Origin of the sequence: Bradyrhizobium sp. NDS-1, assembly GCF_032918005.1 — a bacterium.
In the GTDB taxonomy this organism is placed as follows: Bacteria; Pseudomonadota; Alphaproteobacteria; order Rhizobiales; family Xanthobacteraceae; genus Bradyrhizobium; species Bradyrhizobium tunisiense.
The window spans coordinates 6,172,448-6,189,869 of sequence record NZ_CP136628.1; the positions used below are offsets into that span (position 1 = coordinate 6,172,448).

Annotated in this window: 15 protein-coding genes; 11 read left to right on the top strand and 4 right to left on the bottom strand. The window is 59.9% G+C overall.

Annotated features, from left to right (window positions below; translation table 11 throughout):
- Positions 1 to 440: 440 nt before the first annotated feature.
- From RX330_RS28785 to RX330_RS28795, 3 genes are all read left to right on the top strand, one after another.
- Positions 441 to 953 (top strand): hypothetical protein, encoded by a 513-nt coding sequence (locus RX330_RS28785; RefSeq protein WP_317240723.1) that lies wholly within the window; start codon positions 441 to 443, stop codon positions 951 to 953.
- Positions 954 to 984: 31 nt separating this feature from the next.
- Positions 985 to 3,216, top strand: coding sequence for a Wzz/FepE/Etk N-terminal domain-containing protein (locus RX330_RS28790; protein ID WP_212080803.1), 2,232 nt, complete (start codon positions 985 to 987; stop codon positions 3,214 to 3,216).
- 489 nt (positions 3,217 to 3,705) lie between these two features.
- Complete coding sequence (locus RX330_RS28795) at positions 3,706 to 3,993, top strand: hypothetical protein (protein WP_317240724.1); 288 nt, start codon at positions 3,706 to 3,708, stop codon at positions 3,991 to 3,993.
- A 45-nt stretch (positions 3,994 to 4,038) separates the two neighbouring features.
- Here the strand turns inward: RX330_RS28795 and RX330_RS28800 are convergent, their stop codons facing one another.
- Positions 4,039 to 5,469, bottom strand: a complete 1,431-nt coding sequence (locus RX330_RS28800; RefSeq protein WP_212081817.1) for an undecaprenyl-phosphate glucose phosphotransferase — start codon at positions 5,467 to 5,469, stop codon at positions 4,039 to 4,041.
- A gap of 601 nt (positions 5,470 to 6,070) precedes the next feature.
- Here RX330_RS28800 and RX330_RS28805 point away from each other — a divergent pair.
- Positions 6,071 to 6,808 carry a metallophosphoesterase family protein gene (locus RX330_RS28805; RefSeq protein ID WP_317243986.1) on the top strand — a complete coding sequence of 246 codons (738 nt, stop codon included), beginning with the start codon at positions 6,071 to 6,073 and terminating at the stop codon, positions 6,806 to 6,808.
- Between the two features lie 80 nt (positions 6,809 to 6,888).
- Here RX330_RS28805 and RX330_RS28810 read toward each other — a convergent pair whose 3' ends face one another.
- Entirely contained in the window at positions 6,889 to 7,155 is a 267-nt protein-coding gene (locus tag RX330_RS28810; protein WP_212080801.1) for a hypothetical protein, read from the bottom strand.
- Positions 7,156 to 7,731: 576 nt separating this feature from the next.
- On the opposite strand from RX330_RS28810, the gene RX330_RS28815 reads away from it, so the two are divergent.
- From RX330_RS28815 to RX330_RS28830, 4 genes are all read left to right on the top strand, one after another.
- On the top strand, positions 7,732 to 7,995 hold the full coding sequence (locus tag RX330_RS28815) for a hypothetical protein (protein ID WP_317240725.1): 264 nt from the start codon (positions 7,732 to 7,734) through the stop codon (positions 7,993 to 7,995).
- A gap of 194 nt (positions 7,996 to 8,189) precedes the next feature.
- A complete protein-coding gene (locus tag RX330_RS28820; protein ID WP_317240726.1) occupies positions 8,190 to 8,366 on the top strand; it encodes a hypothetical protein in 177 nt (58 codons plus the stop codon).
- A 500-nt stretch (positions 8,367 to 8,866) separates the two neighbouring features.
- On the top strand, positions 8,867 to 9,064 hold the full coding sequence (locus RX330_RS28825) for a hypothetical protein (protein ID WP_212080799.1): 198 nt from the start codon (positions 8,867 to 8,869) through the stop codon (positions 9,062 to 9,064).
- A gap of 44 nt (positions 9,065 to 9,108) precedes the next feature.
- Positions 9,109 to 9,354: a PilZ domain-containing protein gene (locus tag RX330_RS28830; RefSeq protein WP_212080798.1), complete on the top strand. Its 246-nt coding sequence runs from the start codon at positions 9,109 to 9,111 to the stop codon at positions 9,352 to 9,354.
- Positions 9,355 to 9,383: 29 nt separating this feature from the next.
- Here RX330_RS28830 and RX330_RS28835 read toward each other — a convergent pair whose 3' ends face one another.
- Both RX330_RS28835 and gmd read right to left on the bottom strand, forming a co-directional pair.
- Positions 9,384 to 10,325 carry a GDP-L-fucose synthase family protein gene (locus RX330_RS28835; RefSeq protein WP_317240727.1) on the bottom strand — a complete coding sequence of 314 codons (942 nt, stop codon included), beginning with the start codon at positions 10,323 to 10,325 and terminating at the stop codon, positions 9,384 to 9,386.
- Positions 10,306 to 11,376: a GDP-mannose 4,6-dehydratase gene (gene gmd / locus RX330_RS28840; protein ID WP_317240728.1), complete on the bottom strand. Its 1,071-nt coding sequence runs from the start codon at positions 11,374 to 11,376 to the stop codon at positions 10,306 to 10,308. The genes RX330_RS28835 and gmd overlap by 20 nt, the downstream gene beginning before the upstream one ends.
- Positions 11,377 to 11,774: 398 nt before the next feature.
- On the opposite strand from gmd, the gene RX330_RS28845 reads away from it, so the two are divergent.
- The 3 genes from RX330_RS28845 to RX330_RS28855 all read left to right on the top strand — a co-directional run bounded on the left by RX330_RS28845 (position 11,775) and on the right by RX330_RS28855 (position 17,209).
- Complete coding sequence (locus RX330_RS28845) at positions 11,775 to 13,472, top strand: TolC family outer membrane protein (RefSeq protein ID WP_317240729.1); 1,698 nt, start codon at positions 11,775 to 11,777, stop codon at positions 13,470 to 13,472.
- 223 nt (positions 13,473 to 13,695) lie between these two features.
- Complete coding sequence (locus RX330_RS28850) at positions 13,696 to 15,972, top strand: type I secretion system permease/ATPase (RefSeq protein ID WP_375847652.1); 2,277 nt, start codon at positions 13,696 to 13,698, stop codon at positions 15,970 to 15,972.
- Entirely contained in the window at positions 15,962 to 17,209 is a 1,248-nt protein-coding gene (locus RX330_RS28855) for an HlyD family type I secretion periplasmic adaptor subunit (RefSeq protein WP_317240730.1), read from the top strand. The genes RX330_RS28850 and RX330_RS28855 overlap by 11 nt, the downstream gene beginning before the upstream one ends.
- Positions 17,210 to 17,422 lie beyond the last annotated feature (213 nt).

Sequence of the window (17,422 nt, forward strand, 5' to 3'; positions counted from 1 at the left end):
ATTGCGGGTATTTGCGCGGAAAGTATGCGCGAAATTCGGCGCTGTTGCGATCGAGGGCGTTTGCAGCACATTGATTTGTCTGCGTGCAGATGCCGCACGAAAATTCTCGCGGCCCCAGGGAACAACAAGCGCGTGTCATGACTTGTGTCGGTTTTGCGACGAGCGGATGCGGGAGTGGCTCATAAATTTCCAAGTTGCAACATTCATGAGCGCAACATGCCGATCTCGCAGGCATTGTAGATCTTGTTTCTGCAACCAGCGAGAAGGAGCAAGGCGGTTGGTAAGTCGACGACCTCTGCACCGGCTTTTGCATCGCACAAAAAGATGACACAGTTACCTGCCAAGTTTCACCTGTTCTCCTATTGCAACAGAAGCAAGGAACACGGATGGGCCGCGGACTAACACGTCGTCATGCGCAGCCGCGATGGCTAGCGAGTGTCTTGATTGGTTCTGTGCTCATCGTGTCGAGCGCCGGTGCTTGCCGCGCGCAGTGCGTCGAATTCTCGGACCGCGCCTCGCAGCTCGAACTCGACACCTTCGTGAAGTCGCCCTCCTCGCTCCTGGAGCGGTTGCGCAATGACAAGGAGAAGTTGCGGTTTTGGCTCGCGCGCTATGTCGCCACAAATCCGTCGGTGCTGCCTTCCGTGCAGACGCTAATCTCGGCCGCGGCCTCAACCGATCGCTCGTCCATCGGCGCTGCGCTGCGCATTGCCGAAGCACGTTGCACGTCGACCAAGCCGGACGCCTCGCGCAAGATCAGGGATTTCGTGCAGCGGATCAGTGATCTCAACGTGCAGGCCGGTTATTCCGGCGCAGGAGACGACAGCTCTGGCATCCAGGTCCAATCGCAAATCAAGTCCTCGCCGCAGCCGGGCCGCGGCGGAGCACTGCTCGAAGGCGAGTGGAGAACCAAGCTGGCCAACCCGTTCAAGCCCGTCCCCCTTCCGAACTGATCAGCGATCGTCAAAGGCAGCGAATTAGCACATGTATCAGCCTAGAGAACATTTCCAGTCGGGACACCGATTCGGCATCGAATTCGGCGGAGCAGTCCTCAGCTTCGAGCGCGTGGCCGACGTCCTGCGCCGGCAGTGGCCGATCATCGCGGCGTGCACCGGAGCTTCGCTGGCCCTGGTGATGATCTACCTGGTCACGGCGGAACCGATGTACACGGCGAATGCCCGGATCATGATGGATACGCGTCAGGCGCAGGTGCTGGACAAGGACAGCAACGCCAACAGTGCGCTCATCGACACCGGCTACGTCGACAGCCAGGTGGAGGTCATCAATTCGAACGACCTGATTCTCTCGGTCGTCCGTCGCCTGAAGCTGACCGACGATCCGGAATTCAATGGCTCCAATCCAGGCTTGCTGTCCATCGTCCTCGGCAAGATCATGTCGGTGTTTGGCTCCGGCGAACCGGCGTCCCAGGAGCGGCTCGAAAATGCGGTGGTCGGGACGGTTCAGAAGAACCTGAGGACGGAGCGCGTTCTGACGACGTATGTCTTGTCGATGAGCTATCGCTCACGAAGCCCCGACAAGGCCGCCAAGATCGTCAACGCCATCGCCAATGCCTACCTCGTCGGTGCCCTGGAAGCCAAATATCAGTCCACCAGGCGGGCGACCGAATGGCTTCAGCAGCGCAGCATCGAGCTGAGCGAGCAGGCATCGGCCAGCGACCGCGCCGTGCAAACCTTCAAAGCCGAGCACAACATCGTCGGCACCAGCCGCGGCCTGATGTCCGAGCAGCAATTGTCGGACCTGAACACCCAACTGGTTCAAGCGCGGGCGGCGACCGCCGAGGCCAAGGCCCGGCTTGACCGGATCGATACGATTTCCGATCAGGATGTTGCGCAATCAACCGTGACGGACGCCCTCAACAATTCAGTGATCACCCGTCTGCGCGCACAATATCTCGACCTCCAGGCCCAGTATGCCGACTGGTCGAGACGCTACGGCAAGCAGCATCTTGCAGCGGTCAATCTGGCCAACAAGATGGAAGAGCTGCGCAAGAACATCGCCGACGAACTGCGTCGGATCGCAGACGCCTATCGCAGCGACTACGAGATCGCAAAGAGCCGGGAAGCCTCGCTCGATAAGAACGTGAAGGAACTCGTCGCTCAGGCCGGCGACACCGGCCAGGCCGCAGTCAAGCTGCGCGACCTCGAAAGCGCCGCCGACACCTATCGCAACCTCTACAACAACTTCCTCGAGAAACTGCAAAGCGCGACACAGAATCAGAGCTTTCCGCTCAGCGAGGCCCGCCTCATCACCACCGCGACCAAGCCGGATCGCAAGAGCTCGCCGCGCACGGTCCTGGCGATTGTCGGCGGCCTGGTGGGCGGCCTCTGCCTCGGCTTCGGCGTCGCATTTGGGCGCGAACTGCTCAGCGACGTCTTGCGGACCCCCGCCGAGGTCGAGGAGGAGCTCGGCGTCAAGTGCCTCGGAGTCCTGCCGGACATTCGTCCGCCGATGACGACCGGCGCGTTGCTTTCGACGTCAGGCAAAGCAGGCTCACCCGATCTGTCCCGCTACGTCGTCGATCATCCGTTCTCGCGGTTCGCGGAGACGCTGCGCAACATCAAGGTGTCGATCGATGTTGCGCGCCTGACCCGCGAAATCAAGGTGATCGGCATCGTGTCTTCGCTTCCCAAGGAAGGAAAGACGACGGTGGCGGCCAACTTCGCACAGTTGATCGCCCTCACCGGACATCGCACGGTCCTGATCGACGGCGATCTGCACACGCGCTCGCTGACCCGAGAGCTCGCCCCCAATGCCAAGAGCGGACTGGTGGAGGCTCTCGCCGACCCGGCGAGCCTCGGCTACCATGTGCAGCGAAGCAAGGAAACGGGCCTGGATTTCCTGCCGTCCGTCGTGGCTTCCCGCATGGTCAATTCGGCTGACGTGATTGGATCAAAGGCGATGGCCGAACTGCTCAAGGTGCTGAGAGAGCACTACGAATACATCGTGATCGATCTTGCCCCGGTGATGCCGGTCGCGGACTCGAAGGCCGTCAGCCTCCTGATCGACGCCATGGTCTACGTGATCGAATGGGGACAGACGACAAGAAGCGCTCTTCAGGAGTCGGTTTCCGGGTCGGAAGTCCTCCAGAAGAAGCTGCTCGGCGCCGTGCTCAACCGCGCCAACCCGAAGATGCTCAAGCGCATCGAGGCGTACAAGGGCAAGCACCACAACAGCTACTACGTCGAGCATGCCTAAAGCGCGATGCGATTGGGAATAGCCATCGCGCTTGAGGTTGTCGTTGAAGCATGAGCTATTCGGAAAACCGCTGCGCACTTTTCCGGATCATGCTTTAGGCGGCGCCGCGCGCAGCCGAATTGTAACGACCTCGGGCCCGTTGCCGTTCTGGCAGCGGGCCTTTTTCGCGTCTTGCGGAACTGTCCCTGAAGGGCGATCGAATGCGCCCTTCGCGCGCGAAGCCGGAGATTGCGCCAGGCCCACCGGACCGCTCAGGCCTCCGTATTCGTCCGGAATCCACAACTTGCAGTTATTGCTCTAGCCAAAAGCAATGATTGACGAGGGCGACGATCGCTACGACAGTGCGCCAATTGGTAATCATCTGTCGATAAGACGAGGCGATCCGGTCCTCGATGCTTCAAAATGCCGAAATTTTGGGCATCTTTCTTTCTGGGTTCCCTCAGGCTAACCTCGGCGCATATTTTGTAGTTCTTTGCCGGTAGGCTCGGAATGCTGATCGTCCTGACGATTTTGACTGTTTGGGTTCTGCTCAACATCCTGTTCGTGTTGATCGTGGTTCCCCCACGGAAGCCGCGTCGGCAGCCGATGGCGACGACACTTTCGCCTGCGCCAATCGATCCCAGCGCACGAGAAATCGGCCAGGACGAACCCTTCTCGGTTCGCCATGTCATCGTCTCCGTCGCGATGGGGGCATTCTTCGTGCTGGTGCCGCCGTTGCTCGCGTTACGCGATGCGGTCGTGCGGCTCTTCAGCAGGTCGAGGCGGGATGGAACCTGATTGGCTCAAGAGCCGGCCGTTCCAGATCATCGAGACATCGAGTGGTTAGTAGGCTTCCTGGAACATCACTGCGGATGCGGTGCGGGCCATGATCTTCAGATCGAGCCAGATACTCCAATTGCCGACGTACCACACGTCGTACTCGACCCGTTTCTCCATCAGATCGATCGTCGGCGTTTCCCCTCTGAACCCGTTCACCTGCGCCCAGCCAGTCAGACCCGGCTTCATGTGGTGCCGGTAGACGTATTTGCTGATGAGCTCGTCATAATAATTGTCATGGGCGAGAGCGTGAGGACGCGGCCCCACCAGTGACATATCCCCGCGCAGCACGTTCCAGAGCTGCGGCAGTTCGTCGATGCTGGTCATGCGAAGGAACCGCCCGATCTTGGTGACCCGGGCATCCTTCTTTGTCGCCTGCGTTACCGTCTCGCCATTCTCGCTGACGGTCATCGTGCGAAATTTCCAGATCTCGAAGGGCCTGCCGTTGAAGCCGCGGCGCGACTGCCGGAATATAACGGTTCCCGGGGAATCCAGCTTGATCAGCAGGGCAACGGTCAGCAGCAGCGGTGTCAGCATCACAAGCGCGAACAGGGCGACACCCACGTCGAGACAGCGTTTTTGCAACCGCTCGATAATATTGAGAGGCGGCCGCTGGATTTCGACCGCTACGGTTCCACTGACGGGAAGAAAGGGACGGGCCACCAGATCAGCGACCGGGTCATCCGGCAGCAGGCGTATGGGCTGCGGGACGGCGCGCAAATGGTGTCCCAGCTTGCGGAGCATCGGCAATTCGTTCCAGTCGATCGCAAGCAGATATTCGTCGACATCAGCCGAGCGCGATTGACGGATCACGTCGCGAATCTGCCGCTCCCATTGGCCGTCGTCCCGATCGGCGCCGAGCACGAAATGGCGCGTGACATCGAAGCCATTCCTCCGCAGATCCTTGAAGCGGCTCGAGGTGAAATCGAGCGGCTTGAGGCTGAGCAGGATCACCTTGCGATCGACCAGCCGACTTCTAGCAAAGCTCGTGCCGAACACGGCCTGCCAGACGAAGCGAAGGCTGATCAGGCCAAGTCCGCCGATCACGGCGAACACGATGACGGTGCCCCGGGAGAGATTGTCCGTCGATTTCAGCAGGAAGGCCGCAACGGCAAGGATCGTCAGAGACGTCAGCCAGATAAAGACCGCCTTTCGAAGCTGCCATACGACATTGAGCAGGCGGTGCGTGGCATAGACATCCCGGAAATAAGCGACCGCAACGAACACCACGCCGACAAACAACCCCGCTCCCACCGAAGCGCCATCGGTGGGCGAAGCGACGGCCGCACCGTACAGCGAAGCTCCCGCGGCATAGCTCAGCAGGATCAGCAGAAAGTCCGCAGCCATGACGACGATCTGAAACGGCCTCTGAAGTGAGCTGCCGCGCATCGACGACAGCGCGTGAGTGTTTTCAGAACCATAAGTTGCAACAGCCATTCGTACCTCTGTCAATCGAGAGAGTGTCTGACGCTCATCGTGATGCTGAAGACTCGTCAATCCCCGCACTGAAAGTGTTGGTTGATCGCAGCGAGATTGTGGCGCCGCACGCAAAACTTTTGCGGCGCACGGATGATACGCGATGTTGAAATGCGCAGCGAAATTCGATGCGCTGAAAAAGTCGTCACAGTGATGACATATGAGCGAACGAGTTGCCCCATTTTGAATCAAGTTCCACGCTCCGTGCAATGCCTGCTCGTCGCGCGAGCGCATCGCCGCTCATCTTTCGGGCGATTCAATTTTCTGATGATGCGCGGCGGATCATTCGCGAGAATTTCGAGGGAATTCTATCTGGGCGTGCGTCGCGAAATTTCGTGCAGGCATGCAACTTTGCCGCACCGTCGCATTCGGCGATGCAATTCCTGCGGACCAGTTGTTCGCGCTGCCCAAGGTGGGCAAGAAATGCCGCCCTTCTTTTGGCGTGATCGGGCCGGAGAACAGGGACGCTCCCTCGCCGAACTCGCCTCGTTCGTGTTGGATGGAAGCCCTCCGGTGCCGGCGACTTGGGGAAACTTTTCGACGACCCAATCGATTGAGCGCCATGATATCTCTCGCCAGACCACGTCCGCCCATCCCCAAACCGCGATTGCCGGAGGGAGTTCGCATCTACGCGATCTCCGATATCCACGGATGCGCGCATTTGCTCCAGCCGATGTTGCGGGTGATCGATGCCGACGTCGCTTGCAGCCGGCCGCGCTATGCGATCGAGGTCTTCATGGGCGATTACATCGACCGCGGCCCGGATACGCGCGCCACTCTCGACGTCCTGGTCGAACGGAGCCGCCGGGGTAACGCGGTTTTCCTCAAGGGAAACCACGAGGCGTTTCTTGTGAGGGTGTTCGAAGATCCTTCGCTGTTCGAGGACTGGATTGCCGTCGGCGGGACGCAGACATTGATGTCCTACGGGCTCGCCCCGCCTGACTTGAAGCGCGACGAGCCGGCATCGATATTGCGCGATTTGATTCGGGCAATGCCTACCGAACATCTGGAATTCCTGGACAATCTGCGGCTGAGCTTCAGTTGCGGCGACTTCTTCTTCGTTCACGCCGGCGTTCGCCCGGGCGTTCCGCTGGCTGAGCAGACGGAGCGGGATCTGCTCTGGATTCGCGAAGAGTTCCTGCGGAGCGAGGAGCAGTTCGGCAAATACATCGTGCATGGACATACGCCGGTCCGCAGCGCCGAATTCCTGGCAAACCGCGTCAACATCGACACCGGCGCCTATGCGACCGGCAATCTCACGCTGATGAGCATTCAGGGCAGCCGCATGCTCGCGGTGTGAGGTGAGGACAAGCGCCTGCCACTGACGCGCGAGGAGGCTTCGCCGGGATGGCGTGGTTGTCCGCTGCCCAGGGTCAACCCCTAGTTGACCAACGGCGGCTTCTCCAGCCGCGCACGGGTCTGCGCCATCCAGTCGCTCCAGGCTCGTTCGTGCTTGATGTAGAGTTCCACCCAACGTTCGCCGTGCTGGGCCTGACGGACGCGCGCCGTTTCGCCGATCAGATCGGTGTCCGGCCTGTCCAGCGCTTCAAACTCGACAGTCTCGGAGATCGTCAGACCTACGAGCACGCGCTGCCCGGCGCCATCCACGATGTAGCGTCGCGGAGCGTCCTTCTTGGGCTCGCTCATGTCGTCGTGCCCCTTCGTTTCGGTGTGAGGCCGGATGCCGGCAGCGAATTCGACGACATCTAGAAGGCTCGTCTCGGGTGACCGAACGTTGAGGTGGGTTGGGATGTCTGGTCCGAAGCGCCGTAGGATGCGTGCGCACCTCTTCGTTCGACGCGCCAAACGCGCAGCGCGTATCCAAGGATGAGGCCAGCGCCGAAAATGGAAGCGGAAACAAACGCAGAAGTCATGGAGTCGTCCTGGATAGTCCTGTTCATATCAAGAGCGAGCAGTGTGTCGACATCATGGTTCTCGATCACTCATCGGCGCCGAAAGATTGTTCAAGGTTGCATTCCCAATGTGCACTCGCTGCTGGCCGCCGCCACATCTCTTCTCGATCGACGACGATCACCGAATACTCCGTATGGCGGCCACTCTATATGAGGGAGAGAAGGACGCGCTCCGCGGCCCGGCCGCAGATTGGCCGAGCAGACCTTGTCCATGACGAGGAACTTCGGGCAGTTCGGTCGCGCCATACTCTTGCAACCGTCCGGCAGCCGTCGCATTATTTCTCACCGCATTTCAGAGGGATTCAATCCAATGAACTTTCGGGCCCTTATTCCATCCATTGCCCTGGCCGCCCTTGGGCTCACCGTGACGACGTCCGTCGCCCCGGCCGCCGAGCTCGCCGTTGCTCCGGCCCATCGCACAGCCGCCGCCCAGGGCGGACTTGTGCTGTGGGACGACGTTTACCCGCCCGCAGTCTATGGTCCCCAGCTTCGCCCGGTCGAGGAAGTCGCAGCCATGAAGGCGCAGGCACGGCCGGTGTCGCAGCGCTGGTGGGGATACTGGTACGTGCGGTAACAGGGGCGGTCGGCAGACCGCCGCACCATGCGATTCCAAACCGCCGCACTTGCTGGGCTGAGGCCAGTGGCGGCGGTTTTCGTTTGAGGGTCCCCTAGTTGAAGACCGGTTGGCCTTCGGCTCCCGAGCCGGAATGAACTGCCTACAACTCGAATGTGGAGATCAAGCCCTCTCCTCCACCAGCATCGCCGTCGATGGTCGAGCGGCGCTTTCGCGACGAGATCTCCGGTACCCCGCACGCGTTGATGAAGCTCGGCGGCAACGTAGAGCTGGTCAGCCCCGGCGCGCTGGCGAACGACGGCAAAGTGATAGCAAGTAAAAGCGGCTCGCAGACAGCTCCAGGCGATCAAGCAGCTCATAAGGGAGCTTGAGCGCGCTGGCTTGCTCGAGCCAGAGGTCCTGCAGCAGTCCGCCGTGATCCATATCCCGAAAGACGTGCCGATTGACCTTGCAGGGCACGTTTTCCTGAGGCAGGGAGCGCGTCCACGAGACGAAGGGACGCTGCGGCCTTATTCTGCTCGGCGGCGCTGTTCGAGGCCAGGTTTATGCTGCCGTGGGCCTCTGTGGACTATCGGCAGCCGAGAGCAGATGGCCGCGGTCCGCCGCCCCGGCATTCGCCGTCACCCCACACGTGATAAGTCGAACGCAAGCATGATGCGGTCGCGGCAGGTCGACGGGTGAGAAGCGTCAACATGATGTCTCGGAGGTAGTTGGTGCCGGCCTCGCCTTCGATCATGACGCTTCACCATGACGCCCCAAAGTTACGTCGGTACCGTGTGTGCGAGGGGCAGCACCGATCAGGTAACCTTTTTGCAGGTAAGGTCAGGTAGGATTTAGCTTTACTCGCCAAACGGCAGCCAAGAGATTTCCCATGACCTCACATTGCGACGATGAACTAGCTACCGCTGCACGAGAAATCGCGGCCAAGCAACTCTGTATAGAAAACCAAACCATCTTGATTGAAGTGCTCGAACGTGACGGTCACGATATGCTTGAGCAAAGAGAAAGTCTCGCCAAGCAACGATCAGACCTAGAAGCGCAGATCGCGCGACAATTTTCGAATGCTTGAGACAAGGGGCGCTGGCACGTGAGCTCGTTGCGGCTTGCAGTAGAATGATAGAACGTCGAACGTTCGACCGCGTCGATGTGGACGAGGTCGCCTACATTTCAGGCGACGGCGCCAGCTTACGCTGTCGCGTCGTCAATATGTCGGAACAAGGGGCAGCAATTGAGCTTCCGTCGGAACGGTACGTGAATTTCACATTCAAACTGATGCTCGAGAAAGATCGCATCATCCGAAGCTGCCGCCTCGTCTGGTCGAGCGCCAATCTTATCGGAGTCGTGTTCGAGAAACCTTGAGGCGGAGAAGGTTCGTTCATGACCTGCCCCTAACGGCTGCGCAAATAGTCCTCGTAGGCAAGCTTCAGTCCGGCCGTAAGCGGCGTCCGAGCGCTCCAACCGGCTTCCGTCAAACGAGCAACGTTCAGTAGCTTTTGCGGTGTCCCGTCCGGGCGCGAGACGTCGAAGGTAATCTCGCCGCGATAGCCGACGACCTCGGCTACGATACGCGCGAACTCCGCGATGGTGATGTCCTCGCCCGTGCCGATATTGACAAGCTCCGCGCTTGAATAGGTCTTCATCAAATGGACGCAGGCATCCGCCATGTCGTCGACATAGAGAAACTCGCGCCGGGGCGTGCCGGTGCCCCACACCGCGACCCGCTTTGCGCCCGCGACCTTCGCCTCGTGGAAGCGGCGGATTAGAGCGGCAACGACATGACTGTACTCGGGATGATAATTGTCGCCAGGGCCGTAGAGATTGGTCGGCATCACGCTGATGAAGTCGCTCCCATACTGGGTGCGATAGGCCTCCGCCATCTTGATGCCGGCGATCTTGGCGATGGCATAGGGCTCGTTGGTCGGCTCCAGCGGGCCGGTCAACATTGAGTCCTCGCGCAGCGGCTGTGGCGCCAGCTTCGGGTAGATACAGGAGGACCCCAGAAACATCAGTTTCTCGGCGCCGTTCAGATGCGCGGCATGGATCACATTCGCCGCGATCGTGATATTGTCGTAGATGAACTCAGCGCGCAGCGTATTATTGGCGGCAATTCCTCCGACTTTGGCCGCGGCGACGAACACGATGTGCGGCTGCCTCTTCGCGAACCAATCGAATACGGCGGCCTGATTGCAGAGATCGACGTCGCGCCGATCCACGGTCACCAGTTCAACCTCCTCGCGCGCCAGCCGGCGCACCAGCGCGCTGCCGACCATGCCGCGATGACCAGCGACGTAGACGCTTTTGCCCTTCAGCTCAAAGGAAGCGATTGCCATTGGCAGCGTCCCGTTGTGCTTCGGCCAGATCACTCGCCATCATTTCCTCAACCAGCTGGACAAAGCTCCGCTTTGGCTTCCATCCGAGCTCGGTGCGCGCCTTGCTGGCATCGCCGACCAGAAGATCGACCTCCGTGGGTCGAAAATAGGTCGGATCGATTCGGACCACGGTCTTGCCGCTTCCAGCGTCGACGCCGGTTTCCTCGACGCCCACGCCCCGCCATTCGATGCGGCGGCCGACCTGCGCGAAGGCCAGTTCGACCATCTCCCGCACGGAATGCATCTCGCCGGTGGCAAGCACGAAGTCATCTGGCTTATCGGCCTGCAGGATCAAGTGCATGCCCTCGACATAGTCGCGGGCATGGCCCCAATCCCGCTTGGCTTCGAGATTGCCAAGATAGAGCGTCTCTTCCAGGCCGACCTCGATGCGCGCGACGGCACGCGTGATCTTGCGGGTCACGAAGGTCTCGCCACGGATCGGGCTCTCATGGTTGAACAGAATACCGTTGGAGGCGAACATGCCATAGGCTTCGCGGTAGTTTACCGTGATCCAGTAGCCGTACAGCTTTGCCACCCCATAAGGCGAGCGCGGATAGAACGGGGTCGTCTCCTTCTGCGGGATCTCCTGCACCAGGCCATAGAGCTCGGAGGTGGAAGCCTGGTAGAACCGCGTCTCCTTCTCCATACCAAGAATGCGGATCGCCTCCAGCAGACGCAGCACGCCGATCGCGTCGGCATTGGCGGTGTATTCCGGGCTCTCGAAACTGACGGCAACGTGACTTTGGGCGGCGAGATTGTAGATCTCGGTCGGCCGGATCTGCTGCATCAGGCGGATCAGATTGGTTGAATCCGTCATGTCGCCGTAGTGCATCAGGAACGGGACTTCGCCGACATGCGGATCCTGATAGAGATGATCGACGCGCGCCGTATTAAACGACGACGAGCGCCGCTTGATGCCGTGTACGACATAGCCCAGCGAAAGCAGATACTCGGCCAGATAGGCACCATCCTGGCCGGTTACACCCGTGATGAGAGCGATCTGCTTGGTCATGTCAAAATTGCTGCTCTCCTGAGCACGTCATCCGCGATGCGCGATGCAGATCGCACTTCGAGAAGGTCCTGATCTCTCTCGATCATGGCGATGGCTGAAGGTCAACCCTGCCAACCGCTCCGTCCCGCTTGCCCCAAGGTGGCCGGCAATCTGACACCACCGCATAGTGAGGCACGAAGCTGGAGCAGGACCTCGCTGATCTCCTGAACCTCGCCTTAGATCAATCCGAAACGCGCCATTCGTACTGGTATCAAAATACCAATTCTAATCGCAGTCGGACCGTTTCCGGCCGCTCGTTTGCAGCAACCTGTGACTGAAATGTCATATGTGAATCTGGGAGGACTTGTTAGTTTCAGCCGTTACCGGGAATTTCTGGTAATTTGGGGTAGGGCAGTATTATGAAGCCGGTATATTTGGCCCTCGCAGGCCTTTTCTTGACCACAACCCCCGTTTTGGCGGAGCAATTTTCCATTAATGATGCCTTGCGCCAGGCAATGCAGACAAACCCGGGCGTCGGAGAAGCCTCGGCAAATCGCCGGGCAACCCAAAGTGAGCTGCGGCAAACGCAAAGCACGCTTTTGCCGCAGGTGCGCATTGACGCCAGCTACGGCCCGGAAAAGTTCGACCAATCGCCGGGTTTCATCGCACCCAACTTAGCCGTTCCCACCACGGGTTCGGGGCCTTGGCGAAATGGCAGTCAGGAATCGGTGGTCGTTCGGCAGCTGCTTTTTGACGGTTTTACCTCGATCCACGAAGTCTGGCGCCAGACGGCTCGCGTGAATGCCGCCGCCGCCCGCGTCAAGGAACGAACCGAGCTCATCGCACTCGATGCCGCCGAGGCCTACGTCGATGTCGTGCGCTACATGCGCCTTGTGAGTCTCGGCGAGCAGAACGTTGCAAACCACGACAAGATCTTCGCGAATGTGAACTCCCGCTTCTCCGGCGGCCGCGCCGGCGAAGGTGATCTTGAGCAGTCCAGAGAGCGTGTTGAAAACGCCCGGGCCGCGTTGGCGGAATTCCGCCGCAGCCTCGAGGACGCGCGGGCAAAGTACCGTAAGGTCGTCGGCCTTGAGCCGTATAACTTGCGATTCCCGGGGCCCTTGCGGGGCATGCCAGGAAGCCGCGACGAGTCCCTTGCCGTTGCTCTGCGGTTCAATTCAACGATTACCGCGGCCCAATCCGACGCGGATGCGGCCAAGCATGCGTTCAAGAGCACGGACGGTCTTTTCGCCCCCAAGTTCTACCTGGAAGGAAGGGCCACACACTACGACAACTCATTTCCTTACGTGAGCAGTCCAGGGGCGCGTTCTGTTACGCATGAGGATTATAGCGGCAAAGTGGTGATGTCTTGGGACATCTTCCGCGGCGGCCAAGATGCGTGGAACCGAACCGAGAAGGCAGAACGCTTTACCGAGGCCACGATGCGGCATGCTCGGCTGCAGCGCGATGCCAATGAATCGATCGACAAGGCTTGGAACGCCCGTACCATAACCCAGACCCGCATTTCCGCCTTGAGCAATCAGCTGCAGGCGGACAGGAAGACCATTGCTGCCTTCCAGAAGGAATATGAACTGGGGCAGCGCTCCCTAATCGACCTGCTGAACGCGCAGAACCAGTTCTTCAACGCCTCGGTGTCGCTGACGTCGGCACGGGCCGTGGTCGTTTTTGCGGATTATCAATTGCTGGCGGCCATGGGAACACTCATTGAGTACCTCAAGGCGCCTCCCCCGGTGGATGCCGCCCCCACAGACTTGAATCTGTTTGGCCTGCCCAACTACAGCGCACCGAATTTCCGTTGGACGCTTCCCCAGACTGGATCCGAACCCCTTCATGTCCCGGTCCAGCCCCCTGCCGCAGCCCCTGTCCGCCTGTCGGCGGCAGCGCCGGCTACCGCGTCCCAAGCTTTCAGTGAACGCTGGTCGGGCGACACCACCAAGACGGCATCCGCGGCCAAGATTGTCGGCGCATCAGAGTGGCTGGCGCAACGAGAGCCCAAGGGTAGTCCGGTTGTGCTGGAAGGCGACCAGCGGACTGCATATGCGAAAGAGACGAAGCCACACTGGCTCCTGACGGCGTTTTCGCCTCAACCGAAATAGCACATAGAGCCATCAAGTCGCGAAAGCCGCCCTTCCGGGCGGCTTTTCATTTGGAAACAGGTCCAGCTGGCCACCGTTATCTCACGGGTATCATTCGAAGCGGGACAGGTATTAATCGTTAATCATCTAAGTCAAAATGCTGGAATGTATTAGCCGGTGAACTGTCGTATCATGACTGCGTTTTTCTGGGCCGGTTTCGCCAATTTGATTAAGGTATAACAGCTTGTTTTACCAGACAAAGCATCCGGTTGATCATCGCGCGCGCCTTGTTGATACGCCCGAAGAACCAACCTCGTCAGCTCAAACCGCCGCCCGCGAGCGGGACGTCGACCCCCTAACGGACTCGCTTGTCTTCCTGGCGGCGCACCATGGCCGGGCGGTCACGCGCGATGCGTTGCTCGGCGGACTGCCGATCACGGACGGTCGCCTGACGGTCTCCCTTTTCGAACGCGCTGCGCGTCGCGCCAGCCTGGAAACTGAGGCCGTTCAACGAGACGTAGCGGACATTCCGCCTCTCGTTCTTCCAGCCGTCCTCATCATGAAGAACGGGACAGCGCTGATACTGCTGGGCGTCGATGAAGCCAAGCGGAGCATCAGGGTGCTAGATCCATCGGATCGGCCCTATGCACCAAAAATCATTTCTTTGGATGACATCGGGGACGGATATACCGGCTACGCCTTTCTTGTTCGGGCCTCCGCGGAATCAGACCCCCGGGCCCTTGCCGCCGGTGATCTGCCCCGACATCACTGGTTCTGGTCGGTCGTGAGGGCTCACTGGCGAAACTACGGCCACATCGCTCTATCGGCCCTGCTCATCAATATCTTGGCGCTTGCCATGCCACTCTTCACGATGAGCGTCTATGACAGGGTCATTCCCAATGGAGCAATCCCTTCACTCATTGCTCTTTCCATCGGAATGGGCCTGGCAATCCTATTCGATCTGATCCTGCGTATGGTCAGGAGCAAGATGATCGATGTGACCGGCAAGACCATCGACGTTGTCCTTGCGGCCAACATCTTCGAACATGTCATGGCCGTGAAGATGGCGCAGAGGCCCGCATCGGTCGGTATCATTGCCAATCAGCTCCGTGACTTCGACTCTGTTCGCGAATTCTTCACGTCGGGAAGCGTGGTCTCAGCCACCGACTTACTCTTTGCGGTGCTCTTCATCGGCGTACTGTTCGTGGTCGCCGGTCCGCTGGCCTGGGTGCCGCTGCTCATGCTGCCTGTGATGATCGGGATCGGCATCGGACTGCAACGACCGCTCAATCGGGCGATGAAGCGGCTGCAAGCGGAGTCAGCGGCCCGGCACGGTGTGCTCGTCGAGTCTCTCACGGGACTGGAAACCGTCCGGGCGACAGGCGGCGAGGCGCGAATGCAAACCGCGTGGGAACGTTCGGTGGCCGCGACGGCCCGTTCTGGCGAAGCTGTTCACTTCTGGTCGTCGCTGGCGCTTACCGCAGCAAATTCGGCACAAATGCTGACCAGTCTGCTGCTGATTGTGATCGGTGTCTTCCTGATCATGAACGGCAGCCTGACGGTCGGCGCATTGGTCGCGGCAAATATGCTTGCTGGTCGAGTGCTTTCGCCAATCGCGGGCGTCGCGTCGGTGATCATGCGCGGCACACAAACCTTCACGGCGCTAAAGTCGATCGATCGGATCATGACGCTCGAACGAGAGCGCTCTCCGGAACGGACCTATGTCGCGCGGAAGATAGAAAACGGGACCGTCAGCTTCGAGAATATCTCGTTCACCTATCCCAATGCTCCCGGCAAGGCGCTCGACCGAGTCACGTTCAAGATCGGACGCGGCGAACGAGTTGGGATCATCGGCCGGGTTGGCTCAGGCAAGACCACTGTAGGGCGCCTGTTGCTCAACTTCTATGAGGCCCAAGAAGGCCGCATTCTCGTCGACGATGTCGATTCGCGCCAATACGACCCTGCCGATTTGCGTTCCGGAATCGGTTTTTCCATGCAAGACACCGACCTCTTCTTTGGCAAGTTGCGCGACAACATCACGCTGGGCTATCCGGCCGCGACAGATGAGGAAGTGCTGGCGGCAGCACGCCTCGCCGGGGTGGAGAGCTTCATCGCGGGACACCCGATGGGCTACGACATGCCGATCTCCGAAGGCGGCCGAAGCCTGTCGGGCGGCCAAAAACAAGCCATCGGACTGGCCCGCGTCCTGATCCGCAAACCCAGGATCTTGTTTCTGGACGAACCCACCGCGCATTTCGACGTGCGGAGCGAAAGCGAATTTCTCGATCGGCTGAGAGCGCTCGACGACGGGATGACCATCATCATTTCGACACACCGTCTGTCGCTGCTCGGAATGGTCGATCGCCTGTTGTTGTTCGACAATGGTCGTCTGGTCGCAGATGGACCGCGCGACAAGGTCCTGAGCCTGCTGCAGGGCAAGCCGCCCGCCCCCCAGCCTGCGGCCGCGGCGCCCAAGCCCGCGCAAACCACCCCAGTTGTGCAGAGATCCAATGTCATCTGATTTTGCCTACGCCAACGACATTCGCGCGGCCGTCCGGTTGAGAACGCCCAAGACGTCGCGAATGCTGTTGTGGGCGTTTCTCGCTCTATTTGCCACGTTCATTGTCTGGGCGCATTTCGCCGTGCTGGAAGAGGTCAAGCGGGGGAACGGCAAGGTCGTCCCGTCACGACAGATTCAGGTGGTACAGTCGCTCGAGGGCGGAATTGTTGGCGACCTGCTGGTCCAGGAGGGCGCAGTGGTGCAGCAGGGTCAATCCCTGATGCGAATTGACGATACCAAGTTTGCATCGGAGTTCGGGGAGATAAGAGAGCGTCGGGCCGCCGTGGCCGCCCGCGTGGCGCGTCTGAGCGCCGAGGCCAACGGACGCACGGAGCTCGTTTTTCCCGATCAGACCGAGGAGCTCGCACCGGCGTCGGCCGCCACCGAGAGGAGTGTGTTCAAGACACGCGCACAAAAAGTCGCCCAGGACGTTGACGTTCTCAACCAGCAAATTGGCCGGTTGACCCAAACAACGGCGCTGCTCGAGCGCGAGTTGACCCTGACGCGCAGGCTGTATGAACAAAGAGTTGTTCCTGAAATCGAAATGCTTCGACTGGAGCGTCAATCAGCCGAAGCCAAGGGCCAGATGGCCGAAGCAAGATCGAAGATCGCGAACATCGGATCGACCTTCCGCGCTCAGGCGGACGAGGACCTCGCCAAGTCGCGAACCGACCTCGCCGTCCTTGACGAAAACATCAAGTCTGCTCAGGACAGAGTACGCAGAACCGATCTGCGCTCCCCGGTCCGCGGCATCGTCAACAAGCTGAACGTGACGACGATCGGCGCTGTGGTTCAGCCCGGGGCCAACTTGATGGACATCGTTCCTCTCGACGACACCCTCCTGGTGGAAAGCAAGGTAAGACCGCAGGACATCGCGTTCATCCGGCCGGGCCAGGATGCGGTCGTCAAGATCTCCGCTTACGACTCGTCCGTCTACGGCCATCTGAATGGCAAGGTGGAACGGATCAGCGCGGACACCATCCTCGACGACAAGGGCGAGGCGGCTCAGCGGCCGGAGACGTATTATCGCGTCATGGTACGCACGAACACCAATCACCTCGGCACAGAGCAAAGTCCGCTTCCGATCATTCCCGGCATGGTCACGACGGTCGAAATTCTGACGGGCAAGAAGAGCGTGCTGGATTACATCCTGAAGCCGGTCCGCATCCTGCGGGACGAGGCCCTGCGCGAGCACTAACTGGCGTGCTCGTGACCGGGTTGCTTAATCAATCATAAATTTTCAGTTCCAGGATTTAGCTTCTCCGGATAGGCGCTGTTTAGCGTGCCAGCTCATTCTCTAGGCCTCTTCCCCCAGCTTAACCCGCCTTAAGCGCCCGACCGCGCATGCTGCGTCCATAACAGGTCGGGATGAAAGACCAAGCGCGCAAAGACGCTGGCTGACGTCCCGGAA